This window comes from Actinomyces oris (assembly GCF_001553935.1).
Classification (GTDB): Bacteria; Actinomycetota; Actinomycetes; order Actinomycetales; family Actinomycetaceae; genus Actinomyces; species Actinomyces oris_A.
The window spans coordinates 2,629,854-2,649,598 of the sequence record NZ_CP014232.1 but is presented as its reverse complement, the minus strand read 5'-3'; the positions used below and the strand labels follow the sequence as shown (position 1 = coordinate 2,649,598).

Here is a 19,745-nt window from a genome sequence, read left to right as displayed (position 1 = left end):
CTACCAGCCACCCAAGCCAAGAGAATGTGGCGTCAAGTTGATGTCAGATCGGAACAAGATGGTGTCACATTAGGCGATTCGTTCCAGAATCCGCGCGAGCTCCACCCATCCCTGTGTCTCGGCCCTGAGCGGCTCGATGAGCTCGGCGTTCACGACCTCGTCGGTGGCCCGGCGCAAGCGCTCAATGATCCGCCTGCGGTGACGCCTGGCCTGAAGGCCGGACAGCAACGTCCCCAGACCTGCCAGGACCAGTCCGATCAGCAGGCCTCCGAGCAGGAGGACGGTGGGCCAGGGGACTGTCCCCCAGCGCGGAACATCGATGCTGATGAGCAGGAGGTAGTCCTCCAGCACGTGAATGGCCACCAGCCACAACCCGCCGATGAGTGCGGCCAGTGCGGTCACCCACTGCAGCACGTTCGCAGCTTTCCACCAGACCGGGCGCTTCCACGTCCCGTAGTCCACCTGGGCCACAGCCAGTTCCAAAGGCTCGGCAAGCCTCTCAGCACGCTCGTCACTGCGCAGAACGGCCTGAGCGGCCAGATCACCGGGCAGAGCGGAGCATGCCGCCACGGCGTAGACGTGAGCACTGCTGCGCAGCCTGCCCGTTGCGGCAGGTCCTGCGGGGGGCAGGGAAGTCAGGTCGATGACGCCGGAGCCCGTAGCGCCGTCGGATTGTTCCGCGTCTGCAGACCTCGGGGCCGGCGGGCGCCCGGTCCCCAGGTGAAGGGCTCGAAGCGGATCACGTCGCAGGTGCCCGATCCACCGCAGCCAGAACCAGCCGACTCGGGTGCTGGCCCGGTGACGGTCCGATCCTTCAACCGCCTGTGAGACGACGTCGACCCCGGCGAGGCTCGCGGCCGCCTGCCGCAGGGCAGTGAGGGACTGACGTACCTGCGGCTCCTGCTGAGCGGCCGGGCCCGGTGTTGGCGCACCACGGCCGGATGGTGCGATGAGCCCCGTGCGCTCCCCCAGCTCACTGGCTGCGCGCCGGGCGTGGGCGGCGAGGCTTTGAGCGCTGGCCAGCCTGTTGGAGGCGACCAAGGCCACGGCGCGTGCCAGAGTCTCAACGCCCTGCCCAGTGCGGGCACTGACAGGAATCACTGAGACGGCTCCAAGACCCTCTCGGTCCAGGATCCTCCTGAGGTCGGCGAGCACTGCGTCCCGGCTCTCAGGGTCGAGCCGATCCACCTGGTTAAGGGCGACCACCATGACCTCGGCGTGCGCCGCCATAGGGATGAGGAAGTCGCGATGGACAACGCCGTCGGCGTACTTCTCCGGATCGAGGACCCACACCAGGACATCGACTTTTCCCGCCATGCGCTGGGCGATGGCCCGGTGCGCGGGCTCGTCGGAGTCGATATCGGGCAGATCGACCAGCACCGTGCTCTCGCCCAGGGCCCAGTCGCCGTCGACGCGCACCCGGTGGCTGATGGCGAGCCAGTCCAGCAGCTCAGTGGCGTCATTCGCCGTGTCCGGGACGACGGCGAGGGGCTGAGTGGTCGTCGGGCGGGTACGGGCGGTACGGGACACCTCGGAGCCGGCCATGGCGTTGGTCAGGCTCGACTTACCCGACCCTGTCGCTCCGAGAAGGGCCGCCACCGTGGTCTGCGGCGCCAGACGCCGACGGTGGGAGGCCTGCGTGAGGACGTCCCGGGCATGGGCGAGTTCTTCGCCCAGACCGAGCTGCTCACCCAGGTCGACGGCCCTGGCCAGGTCCTCAAGAACCAGCGGAAGGTCTGACACTGCGGAGCGGTCGGTCGTCACCTGGACCTCCTCCCGACCGACCGGCGGCTGCCAGCAGCTGGCAAAGCGCGCAACGACGTGGCCGCCTCCTGGCAGGCCTGAAGCTGTTCTCGCAGCGTATCGGCGCTCGGGATGGGCAGCGGAAGAGCGTCGGTGAAGCACTTCGCCTGGTTGGCGAACAGAGCCGTGGCACGTTCGCCGAGGTCCTCCCGGGCCCGCTTGGTCATGCCGCGCATCGCCTGGTCTCCGAAGACGGCCTCCAGAACGCGCTGAGCCAGAATGGCCGTGCCCCCCGCGATCCCCACCTCTCCCCCGGTCAGTCCGCCGGTGTGAGCGAAGACGAGAATCATGAGGACGACTCCGGCGCCATTGACGCCCAGGGACAGCAGGCGCGCAGTGAGCCGCTTGTCAGAGCCCTCGGCTCGGACGAGAGTGAGAACCTGACGCTGCCAGTCGTGGACGAGGGCCGCGGCGACGACCTCCAGGCCGGTCTGGCTGGGCACCTCCGCCAGAGCCCGGTTGAGCGCCTGCTGGGAGGTGCCGGCTCGTCTCCAGGAGCGCTCCGTGGCCAGACAGGCCCGTTGGGACTCGGCGACCAGGAGCTCGACCAGGGAGGAGCCGATCGCCTGCTCGACGCGCTTGGCCGGCGCCGGACGTCCCCGCAGAAGCGACGTGACGCGGTCGCGGACCCGCCCCACCTGCACCTCCAAGGACCGGAACAGGTCCCCAGTGCCCACGAACTCCTGCCAACGGGCCAGCACCTCGCCATGCAGCATGGAGCCGTCCTCGGTGGCCTCGATGACACGCTCGAGGGCATCATCATGCTCGGAGGTGGCTGCTCGACGCAGCTCGGCGTGCTCAGCCTCCTGGGAGGCCAGCTCGACGGCGAGCAGCTCGCTCTGTGCCAGAAGGGAACCGATCGCGCCGGTCAGGCTGCGGTGTGCGACATCCCGGCGAGCGGCCGCGTCGGAGGCCAGCGCCCCCAGCCACTGGCGCAGCGGTGAGACGCAGGACTCGGGCAGGAAGCCGTCGTCATCCAGGGCCGTCTCGGGAATCGTGAAAACGGGCGCCTCGGCCAGGCCGGCCTCCGTGAGCCGACGCCGTAGGTCTGCCTCCACCTCGCTCTGCGCACCCTCCGGTACGCGGTCCAGGACGATGGCGGCCGTGATGTGCCGCTCGGCCGCGGCCCGCAGGTGCTCCCAGGGGACGGCGTCGGCGTAGCGCGCCGCCGTGGTGACGAAGATCCACAGGTCCGCCCCGGCCAGGAGCGTGGCGGCCAGGTCCCGGTTGTCCTCGACCACGGAGTCAACATCTGGTGCGTCCACGATTGCCAGTCCCTCGGGCAGCCCCTCACAGGCCCGTAGCTCGAGCTCTCTGGGCGTGTGGTCCGTGGCCGGGCTCGCCGGAGCATCGGCGTCTACGCGCATGCGTGACAGGGAGCCCAGGACCCGGTCGGTGTCGAACCAGGCGGCGTCGGTCGGCGCGTGCAGCAGCAGGGGGCGGCGCGTGGTGGGGCGGATTGCCGAGGCCCTGGCCACGTGCCGGCGAACGAGCGAGGACACGAGGGTCGACTTGCCGGCCCCTGTCGAGCCGCCGACCACGGCCAGCAGTGGTGCATCCAGGCTGGCCAGGCGGGGAAGGACGTAGTCACCGAGCTGGTCACAGATGAGCGTGGCCTTGTCCGAGGCGGCGGCGGTTCCCTGAAGGACATAGGGCATAGACAGGGCCGTCAGGCTGTCCCGGAGAGCAGACAGCGCCATGGTCGCCTGCTGGACGTGGTGCGTGCTGCTGGACTCGCTCCGGCTCATGGTCATGAGGCTGAGCCGACCTCACAGCCGTCCTGGCCACCGGCCTGGGAACAGGCCGCAGCCGAGCTGACGGCGACCCGAGGGGCGGCGTCGGCGGTGGGCGGCTGCCAGGTGGCGGCGTCGGCCTCGACCTGCTCTCCGGAGCGGATGTCCTTGACCGAGTCGGGGGCCCCCTCGGCGCCGGGGAACCACACGAAGGGGATGGACCGCTTGTCCGCGGCCTTGATCTGCTTGCCGAACTTGGCGGCACTGGGGGCCACGTCGGCACTGATGCCACGGGCGCGCAGCGCATCGGCGATGGCGTCGGAGGCGCAGCGGTGGGCCTCGTCGGTGACAGCCACGAGCACCGCCGTGGGCACGGAGCGGCTGACCTCCACGAGCCCCTCGCCGATGACACGGGCCAGGAGCCGGGACAGGCCGATGGAGATGCCCACGCCGGGAAAAGTGCGCTTGCCGTTGGTGGCCAGCGAGTCGTAGCGGCCCCCGGAGCACACTGAACCCAGGTCCTCGTGGCCGGCCATGAAGGACTCGTAGACCGTACCGGTGTAGTAGTCCAGCCCACGAGCGATCTTGAGGTCGGCGATGACGGCGCCGGGGCGGCGGCGTCCGGTGGCCTCGAGCAGTGCGGTCAGCTCGGCCAGGCCCTCGTTGAGGAGCTCGGTGGGCTCGGCGCCGGCCAGCGCTCGCAGGACCTGATCGGAGACGTCCTGGCCGTCGGTGCCGGTGATGGTGGCGAGCCTGAGGGCCTGTGCCGCCTGCTGCGCGCTGACACCGACGCTCTGGGTGAGCTCGGCGGCCACCTTCTCGGGACCGATCTTGTCGAGCTTGTCGACCACGCGCAGGACCTCGATGAGCCGGTCCGTGTCGATGCCGATCGACTGGTAGAAGCCCTGAGCGACCTTGCGGTTGGAGACGTGGATGGTGACCTCGGGCACCGGCAGAGCGCTGAGCGCCTCGTGCATGATGAGGGGGACCTCGACGTCGTGGTGGAGCGGCAGGGCGCCGTCACCGACGATGTCGATGTCGGCCTGGATGAACTCGCGGAAGCGTCCCTCCTGGGGCCGTTCCCCGCGCCAGACCTTCTGGATCTGGTAGCGCTTGAAGGGGAAGGTCAGCAGCCCGGCGTTGTCGACGACGTAGCGGGCGAAGGGGACGGTCAGGTCGAAGTGGAGTCCCAGCTGCTTGCGCGGATCCGCCTCGGACTCGGCGGGATCGGCCTGCAGGCGGCTGAGCAGGTAGACCTCCTTGGAGGTCTCCCCCTTCTTCGTCAGCTCGCTCAGTGGCTCGACGGCGCGGGTCTGGATGCCGCTGAAGCCGTGGAGCTCGAAGGTGCGGCGCAGGATGTCGACGAAGTGCTGCTCGACGATGTGGCCCGAGGGGAGCCACTCGGGGAAGCCGGACAGTGAGGAGAGAGCTTGTCGTACCTGTGCCATGGTCCGCATTGTGTCATGACGGGCAGTGAGCCTGCGCGCCGCAGTGATGCCTTGCCGCCGTCAGGCCTTGAGGTCTCCCCCACGGATCTTGGCCTCAGCGAGGTAGGGGTTGCCGTGGTGCTCGTGCTCCATGGTGGTCACTGCGCCGTGCCCGGGCAGCAGAATGGTGGCCGGGTCGACGGCGTTGGCCAGGAAGCGCAGGGTGGCGAGCATCTGAACCTGGTCCCCGCCGGGCAGATCGGTGCGTCCCACGGAGCCCTTGAAGATGACGTCTCCGTCGAGGGCCATGAGGTAGGTGTGCTCCTCGTCAGCGACGGCGGGGTCGTCATCGATGACCTCGGCCTCGTAGAGCAGGGCGTTGTCAGCCAGGCGGGCCTCGAAGAAGAACAGCGTGGAGCCCTCCGAGTGACCCGGAGCAGGGACCGCACGCAGCGCGATGCCGGGGGCCAGCTCGATGGCCTGGGAGAAACCGTCTCCCGGGAAGAGACGGATGTCGGCGGGCTGCTTCCACTCGCCGCCGGCCATGTCGGTGAAGGTCATGCCGTTGGCGCTGATACCGGTGGTGATGTCGGGCTCCTCGAGCCGGTAGCGGTCGCGCTCGGGGATGTATACCGGCACGTCGACGGCGTCGTCGCTGGTGAGCAGGCCCTCGGCGTGGGCGGCCTCGATGAGTGTTTGACTGTCCCACACGTGGTCTGCGTGACCGTGGGTGAGCAGGATGGCGCTCAGGGTGAGCCGATGGGAGCGAAGCAGAGCCAGCGCGCCGCGGGCGGCACCGGCTCCGGGGTCGACGACGAGGGCGGGTTCGCCCGGGCCTGCGGCCAGGACGTAGCAGTTGGCGGCGAACACGGGTGCGATGGTGCGCTCCAAGATCATGCCCCCACCCTACTTGGGCCGTCAGGGATCAGTGTCGATACGGGTACAAGAGCTGCTCAGGTCCGCAGGAGCCGGCTGGCTCACCGAAGGTGAAGCCGCCTCCCCCACCAGTGCTCAATGAGCCAGCGGTCGTGGCTGGCGACGATGAGCGTGCCCGTCCATGTCCTCAGAGCGGCCTCGAGCATCTCGAGGGCGTCCAGGTCCAGGTAGTTCGTGGGCTCGTCGATGACGAGCACCTCAGGCCCTGCAGCAGCGGCCAGGGCCAGCTGAACGCGGCGCTGGTTGCCGTCGGAGAGCTCGCTGATGGGATGGTTCCACAGGCGTGGGTGCAGAGCCCCCCGGCCACGGTCCCCGATCCCCTCGGTCCACACGCTCTCATCCACCCCAGGGTCGCCGAGTTTCGGCAGGTGCTGGGGTATCTGGAGCACTGAACCAGCTACTGTGAGGCTGCCGACGGAGTCCTCCGTGGGTGCTGACCGTCTACCCATCCAGGTCAGAAGCGTGGACTTGCCGCTCCCATTGGCGCCGGTGACCAGCAGGTGCTCGCCTGCCATGACGTCGATCGTGACCGGTGCAAGGCGCCCGGGTACGGCAGCTGACCGGGCTGAGACCGCCGTCCCTGTTCGCGGCGCCGGTTCAGCCAGACGCAGCTGCAGGTCGTAGGAGCGGGGCCTGCGCACCTCGGTACTGGCGAGCGCCTCCAGCCGGCGGTCGTCCTGCGTCTGGCGTCGGGTGGAAACGCGCTGGGCACGGTCGGCATAGAACTTCCGGGCGATGCGGGCCTCACTCCGGGGCGCTGCCCCGCTGTGCCCAACGATCTCGGAGTCACGACGGTGACGCACGAGCTTGCGCCGCTGCTCCTGCTGACGCTGGTGAAGACTGCGGTGGGAGGACCTGGCGTGCGCCTTCTCCACGAGGTAGTCGCTGTATCGCCCCGCGCACCGGTAGGCACCCATGGGGCCGCTGTCCCCGGAGGCGGTGGCGAGTGCCTGCCACGGCGCTGTGTCGAGGTCGACGACGGCGGTGGCCACCTCGTCAATGAAGGCACGATCGTGAGAGGAGAAAAGGACCGGTCCGGGCCATGACACCATCATCTCGCTCAGGTAGCTACTGCTACCGGCATCCAGGTGGTTGGTGGGCTCGTCGAGCACCAGCGCTTGACCGGCCGAAAGAAGCAGAGCCGCGATCTCCAGCCTCCCCCGTTGGCCCGGCGACAGGGAAGAGACCAGGCGGCCTGTGTCCACCTGTCCCAGTCCCAGCCCGGCGAGCGCCTCAGCCCGCCGAGCCGGCAGATTCCAGGCGTCCAGCGACTCGAGCCGGGTCAGTAACGAGTCGTACTCCTCAGCGAACTCCTCAGCGAGGGAGCCGGCTTCAGCTCCGGCATGGGCGATGGCCTCGCCCATGCGCTCGAAACGATCAAGCGCGTCCAGAGTCTCAACGCAGACGGTGTCGAGATAGCCCTCGATCGACGTGGCGGTCGACTCCTCCGAGTCGGCCGCCGGCCGACCATGCTGCTCGGGAATGCTGACAGTCCCCTGGTCAGGCGACAGCTCACCGGTGGCCAGGCGCAGGAGCGTGGACTTCCCCGATCCGTTGGGGCCGACGACGCAGACGCGTTCGTCGTCGGAGACCGTGAGGTTGATGCTCTCCAGCAAGGGGGCGGAGGTGTAGGAGAAGCTGACATGGGAGAAACTGATCGCAGGCATGACTCGTCCTTGGCATGAGGCGGTGGGGGCACAGGAGCGAGTCACGCAAGCATGGTCACATGTTAACAGCGCCAGCAGTCGCCGAGGCGGGGGCACTCGACGCCGGCCCGCTCGTGAGGGGCACCGGCGCTCAACGAATCAACTGAAATCAGTGGGGCGAAGGATGGTGAATGGAGCCAGCGGGAACGTAGACTTTCGGCACTGCCGTCCTCCGACGGCACCTCACCACCACCCGGCTTGAGAGCCGGGCGCGAACGGAACGGAGCGGTCACACCGCTCCCTCCCCGTCAACCATGAAGGAGCATCCCGTGACTGAGCGGATCCAGCCCGACAACCGGTCTGACAACCAGCCTGACAACCAATCAGACACTGAGCAGACCATCCAGCCGACCGACCTGAACGAGTCGGCAGCGCCCAGCCCGACGGAGCAGGCACCAACGGCCGACGCCTCCCCCGCCGATCCCGCGGTCGAGGCCGTTGCGTCAACGCAGACCAGCACCCCGCAGACACATGCCGACGTCGAGTCCTCCAACGAGTCCTCCAACGAGTCCTCCAAGGAGCCCGAGCTCGGCGAGCCCGCGGACCAGCCCGTCGAGCAGCCCACAGCGGCGTCCTCTGACGAGCCGGCGTCTCCCGCCTCCAAGGAGCCTGCCCAGACCGAGCAGCCGACCGAGAAGGTTCAGGCCGCCGAGACCACCCCGGAGGACGCCACGCCGACCCCGGCCGAGGTTCCCGCTCCCGCGGCAGCGGCGCCTGCGGCACCTGCCGAGCCGGCCGTCGACCCGCAGGAGGCCATGGACGCCGCCAAGTGGGGACGCGTGGACGGTGAGGGCCGGGTCTACGTCCAGGACGGTGGCGCCGAGCGCGAGGTCGGCCAGTTCCCCGATGCCCCGATCGCCGAGGCCATGGCCTTCTACGTGCGCCGCTACCTGGACCTCAAGGCGACCATCGACCTGTTCGCCACCCGCCTGCCCCAGCTCAGCGTCCGCGAGATCGACTCGACCCTGTCCTCGATCTCCGAGTCCCTCACCGAGCCGGCCGCCGTCGGCGACCTGGAGGGACTGCGGGCCCGTTTCGCCGCGCTCAAGACCGTGGCCGCCGAGCGACGCGAGGCCGTGTCCGCCGAGCGCGCGGCCGCCAAGGAGCAGGCCCTCAAGGAGCGCACGGCGATCGTCGAGCGCGCTGAGGCCATCGCTGAGCAGGACCCGGCCCGCACGCAGTGGAAGAACTCCGGCGCCGAGCTGCGTGAGCTGCTCGAGTCCTGGAAGGCCGCGCAGCGGCGCGGGCCGCGCCTGGACCGTCCCACCGAGGACGGGCTGTGGAAGCGCTTCTCCCACGCGCGCACCACCTTCGACCGTCACCGCCGCCAGTTCTTCAGCGAGCTGGACGCCAAGCAGGCGCAGGTGCGGGCCGCCAAGGAGGCGCTCATCAAGCGGGCCGAGGAGATGCAGACCTCCACCGACTGGGCCGGCACCTCCGCGAAGTACCGTGACCTGCTGGCCGAGTGGAAGAAGGCCGGACGCGCCTCCCGCAAGGAGGATGACGCCCTGTGGGCCCGCTTCCGGGCCGCCCAGCAGGTCTTCTACGACGCCCGCCGCGCCAAGGACGAGGCCGTCGACGCCGAGTTCGCCGAGAACCTCAAGGTCAAGGAGGCCCTGGTGGCCAAGGCCGAGGCGCTCCTGCCCATCAAGGACATCAAGGCCGCCAAGAAGGCACTGCGCCCCATTCAGGACGCCTGGGAGGAGGCCGGGCGGGTCCCACGCGGCGCCGTGCGTCGCATTGAGGGCCGCATGCGCGCCGTCGAGGACGCGATCCGTGAGGCCGAGAACGCCGAGTGGCGCCGCACCGACCCGGAGACCAAGGCCCGCGCCGAGGGCCTGGCCGGTCAGCTCCAGGACGCGATCGCCGGTCTGGAGAAGGACCTGGCAGCCGCCCAGGCCGCCGGTGACGCCAAGAAGATCGCCGAGGCCGAGGCCGCGCTGACGGCTCGCCGGGCATGGCTCGAGCAGGTACTGCGCTCAGCCAAGGCCTGAGCCGAGCACCTTCCGCTCAGCTCTGAGACTGAAGGAGCACCTGAGGCGGGGCCGATACCACCCACCGGTGTCGGCCCCGCCTCACGTCTCGTCCTGGCATCCCTGATGAGCCTCGTCGGGATCTTGACGTCGATCGCTAATATGTGCATAATCATGTTCATGCCAACACGAAACGTCTATGTTTCAGAGGATGATGTGAGCCTTTTCGCTGAGGCGGGGGAGATCGCCGGTAGTCTCTCGTCTGCCATCGTTGAGGCCCTCCGTGACTATGTCAAGAAGCGTGGCCACTCGGCCGAGGGCTATCAGGAGATCGAACTGAAGCTGTCTACGGGCGACGTGGATCGTCGGGTCACGTTCGTCGGTCGACGCCTGGTGCGCCTGACGAGACCGGATCCTGAGGGGACCCGCATCGACACGGTCTACCTCACAGCCAAGGGCCAGCTGGCTGTAGCGACAAAGGTTCAGAGGAGGCTGCCGGACTGGACTGCTGGCCAGGACGACCTTTGGTCCAACCCGGAAACATGGAGTCGGAACTTCTGGATCGCCGGGGACAGAACTCTGAGTGTCTTCCCAGACATTGATCACCTTCAAAAGGAGGATCCGGTTATGGCAGAGCAAGCCCGGGCGGCGCTGGCCACTCCGGCTCTCGAGGTCTTGGACATCTGACATGCAACCTTCAACCCCAAAACAGTACGTCCAGGCTCCTACTTTATCTGTCCTGGATGTTGCCAAAATATAAAATCGGAAGTTGCTACGAGGTGCCAGCGCTTAATGGAGTATTCTGGCTCTTCAGTACCCAATGGAGTGGGTAACACAACTCTCGTCAGAATCGAGATTCATCCCTCTCCCTGGCCTCATCGACCGATGTGGCGACGAGTCATTTCTCCCCCATCCCATGGGAGGTCACCCCTCCACTAGCAGCATCGAGGCTGCCAACTACCAGCTATGTAAGGATCATCGACGAACCGGGGACACTTCTCCTCTGATAAGCCGGAGGACAAACCGCTGAAGACTGGTGATCTGCGACACCTGTGGGCAAAAGAGTCCGAGAACGCGACAAGGAGAAAAGGCTATCCCCGTCCAAGCGCAAGGCCAAGAGCAAACTCGTCGACGGACAGGTCACCACCGACTGGAACAAGCCCTGACCCAGTTCACCACCGCCTACCTCAACCGAATCAATCTAAACCTTACACAAAACACTGGACAGGCTCGTGAGGGACTCACCGACTACCTCGTCGATATTATTTCAGACCTTGAGACGGTGGACTGGGGGATACCGGACTCATTGCCCAACGTCTGCATGAGGTCACCAGACCTTACGGGTGGAAATCCCTCGATTCAGGCCTGGCAGATCATGGCGGTGGTGCCAGCGTCGCTCAGGTCCTGCAGACCAACCTGAAGCAGACAGTGGATGCGTCATCATAGCCAGGTCCGGATCAGTCAGGACTTCCTGGGTCAGCGTGGACACAGCAGACTGGTGAGGAGGCATCATAGGAGTACCTCCTAGTGAATCTTGATCGAGAAACCGGGCCCTATGATGCCTCCCTGACTCTCTTCTCAGCCAGGAACCTCGCAGGAACTACCACCACACTAAGAGACTCACCCCGCGTCTCGTCCTGGTGTCGCTGGTCGAGCGATCTGCTACTCCCAGGTGGCGGTCGCGGGGTCCACTCCCTCAGACCTGGCGCATGCGTCGATGACGTCCTTGAGCCAGGCCGCCAGACCAGGCGCGCGCTTGTCGTAGTAGCGGGCATAGCGTTCGTCCACCACATAGCCGCGGGCGAAGATAACCTGCTTGGAGGTGGAGACCTCGAACCACCGGTTGAAGTCCTTGCGGTGCCACCGCGCCAGGGCATTGGCCTCGGGGCTGCCCGGCTCAACGCCGCTGCGCATCGCCTCGGCAAGCGCGGTCTCCAGAGCGACGGTCTCCTCGTGCGCCTGCTCCCAGTCGGCGCGAGACATCCGGGCCTTGCGCCGGTAGGACTCGGCCCACTCCGGTGTATCACCCCACTGCGCGCGGGCCTCCTCGACATAGACGGGGTCCCAGTCGGTCCCCCAGATCTCCGCCATCTCAGCCACGGAGATCCTCGCCCCCAGCTGCTGTATATCTATCACCATGTCGATGGAGCTGAGCTTGTGCTGCAGGTGGGAGATCTGTCCTTGCACCAGCTCGCGCTGACGGCGCAGGTGCGTGAGCGCGTCAGTGCCCGGCTCGTCGAGGACCGTCTTGATGTCGGCCAGGCTCATGCCGGTCTGCCGGTAGACGAGAACCTGCTGGATGCGCATGATGTCCGCCTCGCTGTAGAGCCGGTAGCCGGCGGCACTGCGCCGGGAGGGATGCACCAGACCGGACTCGTCCCAGTGATGCAGCGCCCTGACGCTGACGCCCAGGAGCGTTGAGACCTCACCGACCGTCATAGCGATGTCCGCGTCGTCGGGCACGGCGCTCATTGCGGTGTCGGCCGCTGTGTCATGTCTCCCGGTTCCGTCATGACGCTGTTGAGAGTCCTTCACCGTAGTCTCCTTCCTCAGTACTGGTTCCACCTGGCGCGTGTCCGGATGCGTGTCATCCACCGTGGTGCCTCCCGCCGCGTGAGGGTCAATTCCGCGCGGTCACCACGAGGTTATCCACAGGCGGCCGGTTCACTGTGGCGCCCGCGCCCGGTTGACGTCCACGATGGCATATGGCTCGTTTTGTCCCGGTACCCGGCCACGCCGCTGTGGCCCATCTGTCCGCCCGCCCGCTGACCCCGGTTCTGGGCACGCTTCCGCCTCAGGACATGGAGGTGCTCAGGTGCGCCAGCCTCGATGCCCGGCTGTTGGTCAACATTCTGGGCAACTTGCAACCGGCCGACACGCTGCGCTCGGCCGAGGGACGTATGCGGGCCATTGCCGCTGCGCTGCCCTGCCGAGGTGTGCTTCTGGCGAGCACTGCCCTGTGGGTGCACGTCGGCGGGCCAGCTCCCGACGCCCTGGAGGTGAGCCTGCCCGGAGGCCGTCGAAGTCGACTGCCCTACCTGGTGACCAGACGAGGCCGGCTGCCCCACTGCGACACGACCGTGATCAGTGGTATCACCTGCGCCACGATCGCCCGAGCCGCCGTCGACATCGCCCGCCTGGGGCCGCCGGTGCAGGCAGTGCAAGCCATTATGGCGGCCCGCGACCATGGAGTGAGCCGAGTCCGTCTCCTGCTCACGCTCAACCACTGTCGCGGGGCTGCCAGCAGAGGCTGCCCGCGGGCGCAGCACATCATCGAGGAGGTCATGGCCGGCGCGTCGTAGCCGGCGCCCAGGATCTGCTCAGCTGGAGCGGCGCGCGGCGGACAGGCTTCTGCGCGCCTCGAAGACGCCGTCGATGCGCCGCAGGGCCGCCAGCGTGTGGTCCAGGTGCCCGGCCTCAGCCAGCTCGACGACGAACCGCCCGGTGACAACCCGGTCCCGGCTCGTGCCGATGCTGGCACTGACAAGGTTGACGTGGCTGTCTGCCAGCGCTCGGGTGATGTCGGCCAACAGACCCCCGCGGTCCAGGGCCTCGACCTCCACCTGAACCAGGTAGGCCGACTGGGCGTGATCCGCCCAGGAGACGGTGATGAGGCGCTCGGGCTCACGCTGGAGCTGATCGACGTTCTGGCAGTCGGCCCGGTGCACTGAGACACCCGAACCGCGGGTGATGAAACCGACGATGGGGTCACCCGGCATGGGGGTGCAGCAGCGCGCTAGCTTGACGTAGACGTCGCCCTCGTCCATACCGGCGACGACGACTCCGGCGTCGGCCGTACGCGGCCGGCGGTGCGTCGTGGCCCGGGTGGGCAGGACTCCCTCCGCGAGAGTCTCCTCGGCGCCGTCCTCCCCGCCCATGGTGGCCACCAGAGTGTCGACGACGTGCTGGGCGGATACGTGCCCCTCACCCACCGCGGCGTACAGGCCGTCAATGTCGACCTTGTCGAGGGTCTTGGCCACGTTCATGAGGGTCTCGTGGCTCATGAGGCGCTGCAGGGGAAGGTTCTGCTTGCGCAGGGTGCGGGCGATGGCGCCCTTGCCCTCCTCGATGGCCTCCTCACGACGCTCCTTGGAGAACCACGAACGTATCTTGTTGCGGGCCCGGGTCGAGGCCACGAAGGAGAGCCAGTCGCGCGAGGGTCCGGCGTTGATGGCCTTGGAGGTGAAGACCTCCACCGTGTCACCGTTCTCCAGACGCGTGTCCAGGGGCACCAGTCGGCTGTTGACGCGCGCGCCCACGGTGCGGTGGCCGACCTCGGTGTGGACGGCGTAGGCGAAGTCCACCGGGGTGGCTCCCGCCGGCAGTGCGAGGACATCACCCCGGGGGGTGAAGACGTAGACCTGGTCCCCGGCCATCTCGTAACGCAGGGCATCGAGGAACTCGGTGGGGTCCTGGGTCTCCTTCTGCCAGTCAACGAGCTGACGCAGCCAGCCCAGGTCGCCCTGGTCGGAGTCTCCGGGCCTGCCTCCCAGGGCGCTGGGGCCCGAGGCGTTGGGGTCCTCCTTGTAGCGCCAGTGCGCGGCCACGCCGTACTCGGCCATGCGGTGCATCTCGTGGGTGCGGATCTGGATCTCCACCGGTTTGCCACCCGGCCCCACGACAGTCGTGTGCAGCGACTGGTAGAGGTTGAACTTGGGGACGGCGATGTAGTCCTTGAAGCGCCCGCTCATGGGGGTCCAGCGCGAGTGCAGGGAGCCGAGCACCGCGTAGCAGTCCTGGACGGTGTCGACGATGACTCGCAGCGCCACCAGGTCGTAGATGTCGTCGAAGTCCTTCCCCCGCACGATCATCTTCTGGTAGATCGAGTAGTAGTGCTTGGGCCGTCCGGTCACGGCGCCCTTGATCTTGTTGATCCTCAGGTCCTCCTCGATCTGGAGTCGGACCTGGCGCAGGTACTCCTCACGAGCCGGGGCCCGCTCGGCCACCATGTGCTCGATCTCCTCGTACACGCCAGGGTAGAGGGCCTTGAAGGACCGGTCCTCCAGCTCCCACTTGATCGTGTTCATCCCCAGACGGTGGGCCAGGGGCGCGTAGATCTCCAGGGTCTCCTTGGCCTTGCGGGCGGCGTTCTCCGCCGAGACGTACTTCCAGGTGCGGGCGTTGTGAAGGCGGTCGCCGAGCTTGATGACCAGCACCCGGATGTCCTTGGACATCGCGATAATCATCTTGCGCACCGTCTCGGCCTGGGCGGCCTCACCGTACTGGAGCTTGTCGAGCTTGGTGACGCCATCGACGAGCAGGCTGATCTCGTCGCCGAAGTCGGCGCGCAGGCGCTCAAGGGTGTAGTCGGTGTCCTCCACGGTGTCGTGCAGGACGGCAGCCGCCAGCGTCTGGGCCGTCATCCCCAGCTCAGCCAGGATGGTCGCTACTGCCACCGGGTGGGTGATGTAGGGCTCCCCCGACTTGCGTCGCTGACCGGAGTGAGCCTTCTCCGCCACTTCGTAGGCGCGCACGATGAGGCTCGTGTCGGCCTTGGGATGGTTGGCGCGCACCGCGCGCAGCAGCGGCTCGATGGCCGCCGGTGTGGAGTGCCCCCGGGAGCCGAACCACGCCAGACGGCTGCGCACGCGCGAGCCGGGGACAACACTGTCACCTGACGTGTCCGGGGTGTTCTTCGTCTCCGTCATTGACGCATCATATAGCGGCCAGCACACCGAAGCGTGCCGGCGCTGCTGGTAGGCGTGCGGTGTCGCATCCTTCGGGAGCACGACACCGCACGAGAAACAGCCCCGGTCACCCGTCAAGCAGCCGGCCAGCGACGAGCCGCCGCCTCAGAAGATGACGATCGAGTCGACCTCACGCCCCTGGAGTTGGCGACGACCGTCGAGATCGGACAGCTCCAGAAGCATGCAGATGGCCTCCACTGAGGCACCGGCCTGCTCAATGAGGGAGATGGAGGCGGAGGCCGTCCCACCGGTGGCCAGCACATCGTCGATGACCAGGACACGTGCGCCCTTGGTGACGGTCTCGGGCCGCAGCTCCATCCGGGCCGTGCCGTACTCGAGTGCGTAGTCCACGCCGATGACCGGGCCGGGCAGCTTGCCGCCCTTGCGCACCGTGATCATGCCGACCCCGAGCCGAACCGCCAAGGGCGCTGCCAGGATGAAGCCGCGCGACTCGAGCCCCGCGATCGCATCAATCCGACCCCGGTAGTGATCGGCCAGCCCCTCGACGAGAGCGGCGAAGGCATGTCCGTCGGCCAGGAGCGGAGTGATGTCCCGGAAGAGGACCCCCGGCTCGGGGAAGTCGGGAATCTCGCGAAGATGGCTCATGACCAGCTTGGTCAGAGACTCGGGCACCGACTCGGAATGGGCCACGGGAGCGGTGGTCATCTGCGCTTCTTCTTCCTTTTAGGCTGAGCCGCCACGCCGAGGTGGTGGCCGGGAGTGACTGGTGAGGCGGCCGGAGCCGCGTCAATCTTAGCCAGTTCCTCGGCATCGTCACCGGCCTCGTCCCGACGGTGCTGGCGCGCCGCGGCGACCTTGGCGGTGTGTTCCTTGATGCGCTTCTCACGTGAACGCAGGTCCACTAGGAGGGGGGTGGCCAGGAAGATCGAGGACAGGGTTCCGGCGATCATACCGATGAACAGCGTCAGGGCGATGTCACGAAGCGTTCCTGCGCCCAGGATGAAGGCTCCGACGAACAGCAGCGAGGCCACCGGGAGCACACCGACCACGGAGGTGTTGATCGATCGGATGAAGGTCTGGTTGACCGCCAGGTTCGCGAGCTCGGCATAGGTGGATCGGCTCTGGGACTCGAAGTCCTCGGTGTTCTCCCGGATCTTGTCGAAGACCACCACCGTGTCGTAGAGGGAGTAGCCCAGAATCGTCAGCACACCGATGATCGTGGCAGGGGTGACCTCGAATCTGGACAGGGCGTAGATGCCCACGGTGACGATGATGTCGTGGCACAGGGCGAGCAGGGCTGCGGCCGCCATCTTCCAGGTGCGGAAGTACGCCCAGATGAGTAGTCCGACGAAGATGAAGAACAGGATCAGCCCTCGAATCGCCTTCTTCGTGACGTCGGAGGACCAGGTCGGTCCCACGGTCGTCGCTGAGACGTTGGAGGCGTCGGTCTTGTAGGCGGTGGCGAGCTGACCAGCCAGTGAGTCGAGGCGCTGCTTGCTCAGCTCAGTGGTCTGCACCCTGACCGACGAGGACCCCATGGTGGTCACCGAGGAGCTGGCCGCCAGGTCGCTCTTGGAGAGGACCTCGTTGGCAGGACGCTCTGAAGGAGCGGACAGCCCGGTGACCGTGATCTCCGAACCGCCCTTGAAGTCGATGCCCGGAGTGAGCCCCACGGTGCCCAGGAGCGTGGCCGAGCCAAGAATGATGACGACGGCGATGAGATACCAGATCTTCCGTTTGCCGACGAAAGGGATGGATGTCTTGGCCGAGTAGAGCTCGTTACCGAGCGTGGCGAGAGACTTCACTTCGTCTCACCGTCCTTTCCCTTGTCGGCCGCGACATCGACCGCGTCGCCCTCCTGCTGCTCATCCTCATCATCGACGGCCTCGCCGTCGGACTCTTCAGCTGCGTCCTCCGGGCTCTCGGCGTTCCTACGGGCCTCGGCCTTGCGGCGCGCCAGAGACCCGGCCACGCGATCGGCGACCGCTTCGCGTCCCTTGCCGTAGGTCGTGGACGTCGCCCCGAGGTGCTCGGGGTCAAGACCGGAAAGGCGGTGCCCCTCACCGAAGAAACGGAATCGGACGATCCACTCCATCAACGGGTGGGTGAACAGGATGATGATGGCCAGGTCCACGCACGTGGTCACCCCCAGGGTGAAGGCGAATCCCTGGACCCCGCCGACAGCCAGGAAGTACAGGACGATCGCGGCCACGAGGTTGACGGCGTCGGAAACGAGGATCGTGCGCCTGGCGTGCTTCCATCCTTCATCGATCGCGGTCCTCAGAGTCCGTCCCTGGCGCACCTCGTCACGGACGCGCTCGAAGTAGATGATGAAGGAGTCGACTGTGATGCCGATGGAGATGATGAGTCCGGCGACCCCCGCCAGGGACAGGCGGTAGCCCATGGTCGCGCTCAGGGCCGCGATGACCAGGTAGGTGCCGGCTGCTGCCACCACCAGGGAGGCCACGGCCACCACCGCCAGGCCGCGGTACTGCCAGGCCAGGTAGAGGATGATGAGAGCGAAGCCGATGAGCCCGGCGATCAGGCCATTGCGCAGCTGCTCGGTTCCCAAGGTGGCTGAGATCTGCTGCTCGGACTGCACCGTGAAGCTCAGCGGCAGCGAGCCGAAGGAGAGCTGGTTGGCCAGCGTGTTGGCCTGGTTCTGGGTGAAGCCGCCAGTGATCTGGACCCGACCGTCGGTGATCGGTGAGTGGACGGTCTCGTTGAAGCCGGAGGCCATGATGGTCAGGCCGTCCAGGACGATGGCGAACTGGGCCTTGTCCCCACTGCTCTGGGCCTGCGGGTTCTGAGCGCCCTGCGCGCCGGCGGCACTCGCCTGGTCGCGGTAGGCCAGCAGCCGCTTGGACAGCTCGGCGAACTTCTTGGTGCCGTCACCGTTGAAGGCCAACGAGACGACCCACTGGTGGGTGGCCTGCCCCCGGGAGTCGGTTTCCAGACCCGAGTTGGCGCTCTTGAGCTCGGTCCCGGTGATCTCGGCAGGGCCGAGGATGTAGGCGCCGTGGCTGTGGGAGCCGGCCTCCTTGGAGCAGGAGATGACGGCGACCTTGGGGTCCTGCGTCTGCCCCGTGAGGTTCTTCGGGTCGGAGCAGTCGGTCATGTAGCCGTCGTAGAGGAGCTTCTCGGTGATCCAGGAGTCCGATGAGTTCGTCTTGTCCTGCGCGGGGAGCGGGTCGGAGGAGATGACGCCGTCCTGGTTGACGTCCGCCAGCTGCTTGGCAATCTCCTCGGGAGTCCTGGGCTGCGCCGTCGGCTGAGCCGTGGGCTGCGCGGTGGGAGCCGGGGTCGCGGCCGGCTGCTCACCCTCGCCTGTGCCCTCCTCAGCGCCCTCCGAGTCCTCTGCGGGCTGAGTCGCCTCGCTACCGGCGCTCGGGCTGGGCTGAACCGTCGGCGCCGGGGTCACCGCGCCGGAGGGGTTCTGGCTGGCGATGTTCTTAGCGGCCTGCTGGGCGCTGCCCGGAAGAACGCGCAGGACCGGGCGGAAGTACATGACGGCCGAGGTACGTACCAGCTCCAGGGTGGCCTGGCTGGGCTTGCCGGGCAGCGAGACCACGATGTTCTGACCGCCCTGGCGAGAGATCTGCGCCTCGGAAACACCGGAGGCATCCACGCGCTGACGGATCACCTCGATGGCCTGTTCGACGTCGTTATCACTGATCGCCGAGCCATCAGAGGTGGTGGGCGTCAAAATGAGCTGGGTGCCGCCCTCCAGATCGAGGGCGAGACCGGGGGTGAGCGAGGCCTTATGCCTCATACTTCCCGCCACGAGCGCACCGAAACCGATGACGAGGACGAGGACGAACATCAGGAGGCGGCGCCCTGGGCGCTTTCGCTGCTTACTGGACACGTGGTCCCTTCCTGGGGTGGAGTGTGCTCGAGCGCACGGCTCGAAGATTGAGGTGAGTATGGGGTTGGGATGCGTGGCGGGCGCGACCATGAGGCGCACCGTTTCCGGTGGACTCGGCGAGTCGGCTGGCCAAGCCCGGGCGGGGTCTGCAGGGCTCCAGGGGGAGCCACCGCGTTCACATCGTGGAAGAGCGGTCGGTTCGGGACATCACGACTGCGGCTCGGCGGAGTCCTGCTCGGACTCGCGGCCGTCCTCGGACTGCTCGACGTCGGAGCCGGACTCTTCGTCGACGGAGGCGGAGCCGAAGGGCGGCTCCTCGATGGCGGCGATCGCCCGCTTGCTCCACAGAGTCTCGTCTCCCAGCGGTGTGGCCAGGGTGACCACGTCACCGTCGACCTCGACGACCGTGCCGTAGAAGCCTCCGATGGTACGAACCCAGTTGCCGGGCACCAGACCCTTCTCGGTACGGCGCTTCTGCTCCTCCTGCATCGCGCGCTGCCTGCGACTGACGAACCACATCATCAGGAGCATCCCGATGAACATGATCCAGATGAAATACGACGACATGGAGGCCTCTTCCGTTTCGACAAGGCAGTCTCGGCTGATGCAGACCTACGACTGTCACAGGCCGGCGGTGGCGAGTCTATGGCACGT

At 67.2% G+C, this 19,745-nt stretch carries 14 protein-coding genes; 3 read left to right on the top strand and 11 right to left on the bottom strand.

From position 1 onward, the window contains the following. Positions 1-69 precede the first annotated feature (69 nt). The 5 genes from AXE84_RS10680 to AXE84_RS10660 all read right to left on the bottom strand — a co-directional run bounded on the left by AXE84_RS10680 (position 70) and on the right by AXE84_RS10660 (position 7,566). On the bottom strand, positions 70-1,764 hold the full coding sequence (locus AXE84_RS10680) for a GTPase (protein ID WP_060957859.1): 1,695 nt from the start codon (positions 1,762-1,764) through the stop codon (positions 70-72). Beyond that, positions 1,761-3,557 (bottom strand): dynamin family protein, encoded by a 1,797-nt coding sequence (locus AXE84_RS10675; protein ID WP_060957858.1) that lies wholly within the window; start codon positions 3,555-3,557, stop codon positions 1,761-1,763. Before AXE84_RS10675 ends, AXE84_RS10680 begins: the two co-directional genes overlap by 4 nt. Then, positions 3,554-4,993 carry a histidine--tRNA ligase gene (hisS, locus tag AXE84_RS10670; protein WP_060957857.1) on the bottom strand — a complete coding sequence of 480 codons (1,440 nt, stop codon included), beginning with the start codon at positions 4,991-4,993 and terminating at the stop codon, positions 3,554-3,556. Before hisS ends, AXE84_RS10675 begins: the two co-directional genes overlap by 4 nt. 51 nt (positions 4,994-5,044) lie before the next feature. Further along, the gene (locus AXE84_RS10665; RefSeq protein WP_060957856.1) at positions 5,045-5,860 is read right to left on the bottom strand and encodes an MBL fold metallo-hydrolase; all 816 of its coding nucleotides are present in this window, start codon (positions 5,858-5,860) and stop codon (positions 5,045-5,047) included. An 80-nt stretch (positions 5,861-5,940) separates the two neighbouring features. Next, on the bottom strand, positions 5,941-7,566 hold the full coding sequence (locus tag AXE84_RS10660; protein WP_060957855.1) for an ABC-F family ATP-binding cassette domain-containing protein: 1,626 nt from the start codon (positions 7,564-7,566) through the stop codon (positions 5,941-5,943). 293 nt (positions 7,567-7,859) lie between these two features. On the opposite strand from AXE84_RS10660, the gene AXE84_RS10655 reads away from it, so the two are divergent. Then, entirely contained in the window at positions 7,860-9,599 is a 1,740-nt protein-coding gene (locus AXE84_RS10655; protein ID WP_060957854.1) for a DUF349 domain-containing protein, read from the top strand. Between the two features lie 105 nt (positions 9,600-9,704). Beyond that, a complete protein-coding gene (locus AXE84_RS10650; protein ID WP_208854556.1) occupies positions 9,705-10,265 on the top strand; it encodes an EXLDI protein in 561 nt (186 codons plus the stop codon). A gap of 975 nt (positions 10,266-11,240) precedes the next feature. On the opposite strand, the gene AXE84_RS10645 is transcribed toward AXE84_RS10650, so the two are convergent. Beyond that, entirely contained in the window at positions 11,241-12,113 is an 873-nt protein-coding gene (locus AXE84_RS10645; RefSeq protein ID WP_081093159.1) for a MerR family transcriptional regulator, read from the bottom strand. 170 nt (positions 12,114-12,283) lie between these two features. Between AXE84_RS10645 and AXE84_RS10640 the strand changes: the two genes are divergently transcribed. After that, positions 12,284-12,880, top strand: coding sequence for a hypothetical protein (locus tag AXE84_RS10640; RefSeq protein WP_060957852.1), 597 nt, complete (start codon positions 12,284-12,286; stop codon positions 12,878-12,880). A gap of 18 nt (positions 12,881-12,898) precedes the next feature. Here AXE84_RS10640 and AXE84_RS10635 read toward each other — a convergent pair whose 3' ends face one another. The 5 genes from AXE84_RS10635 to yajC form a co-directional block, all read right to left on the bottom strand. Then, positions 12,899-15,226, bottom strand: a complete 2,328-nt coding sequence (locus tag AXE84_RS10635; RefSeq protein ID WP_060957851.1) for a RelA/SpoT family protein — start codon at positions 15,224-15,226, stop codon at positions 12,899-12,901. A gap of 144 nt (positions 15,227-15,370) precedes the next feature. Further along, positions 15,371-15,931 carry an adenine phosphoribosyltransferase gene (locus AXE84_RS10630; protein WP_060957850.1) on the bottom strand — a complete coding sequence of 187 codons (561 nt, stop codon included), beginning with the start codon at positions 15,929-15,931 and terminating at the stop codon, positions 15,371-15,373. Then, positions 15,928-17,031, bottom strand: coding sequence for a protein translocase subunit SecF (gene secF, locus AXE84_RS10625; RefSeq protein WP_060957849.1), 1,104 nt, complete (start codon positions 17,029-17,031; stop codon positions 15,928-15,930). Before secF ends, AXE84_RS10630 begins: the two co-directional genes overlap by 4 nt. After that, on the bottom strand, positions 17,028-19,091 hold the full coding sequence (secD, locus tag AXE84_RS10620; protein ID WP_060957848.1) for a protein translocase subunit SecD: 2,064 nt from the start codon (positions 19,089-19,091) through the stop codon (positions 17,028-17,030). Before secD ends, secF begins: the two co-directional genes overlap by 4 nt. A 207-nt stretch (positions 19,092-19,298) precedes the next feature. After that, positions 19,299-19,658 (bottom strand): preprotein translocase subunit YajC, encoded by a 360-nt coding sequence (gene yajC / locus AXE84_RS10615; RefSeq protein ID WP_060957847.1) that lies wholly within the window; start codon positions 19,656-19,658, stop codon positions 19,299-19,301. Between the last annotated feature and the right edge of the window lie 87 nt (positions 19,659-19,745).

What these genes read in the sequence shown, in the direction of transcription:
- AXE84_RS10675 (WP_060957858.1), bottom strand. Translation starts at nt 3,557, where the DNA reads ATGACCATGAGCCGGAGCGAGTCCAGCAGCACGCACCACGTCCAGCAG.
- hisS (WP_060957857.1), bottom strand. Translation starts at nt 4,993, where the DNA reads ATGCGGACCATGGCACAGGTACGACAAGCTCTCTCCTCACTGTCCGGC.
- AXE84_RS10665 (WP_060957856.1), bottom strand. Translation starts at nt 5,860, where the DNA reads ATGATCTTGGAGCGCACCATCGCACCCGTGTTCGCCGCCAACTGCTAC.
- AXE84_RS10660 (WP_060957855.1), bottom strand. Translation starts at nt 7,566, where the DNA reads ATGCCTGCGATCAGTTTCTCCCATGTCAGCTTCTCCTACACCTCCGCC.
- AXE84_RS10655 (WP_060957854.1), top strand. Translation starts at nt 7,860, where the DNA reads ATGAAGGAGCATCCCGTGACTGAGCGGATCCAGCCCGACAACCGGTCT.
- AXE84_RS10650 (WP_208854556.1), top strand. Translation starts at nt 9,705, where the DNA reads ATGAGCCTCGTCGGGATCTTGACGTCGATCGCTAATATGTGCATAATC.
- AXE84_RS10640 (WP_060957852.1), top strand. Translation starts at nt 12,284, where the DNA reads ATGGCTCGTTTTGTCCCGGTACCCGGCCACGCCGCTGTGGCCCATCTG.
- AXE84_RS10635 (WP_060957851.1), bottom strand. Translation starts at nt 15,226, where the DNA reads ATGACGGAGACGAAGAACACCCCGGACACGTCAGGTGACAGTGTTGTC.
- AXE84_RS10630 (WP_060957850.1), bottom strand. Translation starts at nt 15,931, where the DNA reads ATGACCACCGCTCCCGTGGCCCATTCCGAGTCGGTGCCCGAGTCTCTG.
- yajC (WP_060957847.1), bottom strand. Translation starts at nt 19,658, where the DNA reads ATGTCGTCGTATTTCATCTGGATCATGTTCATCGGGATGCTCCTGATG.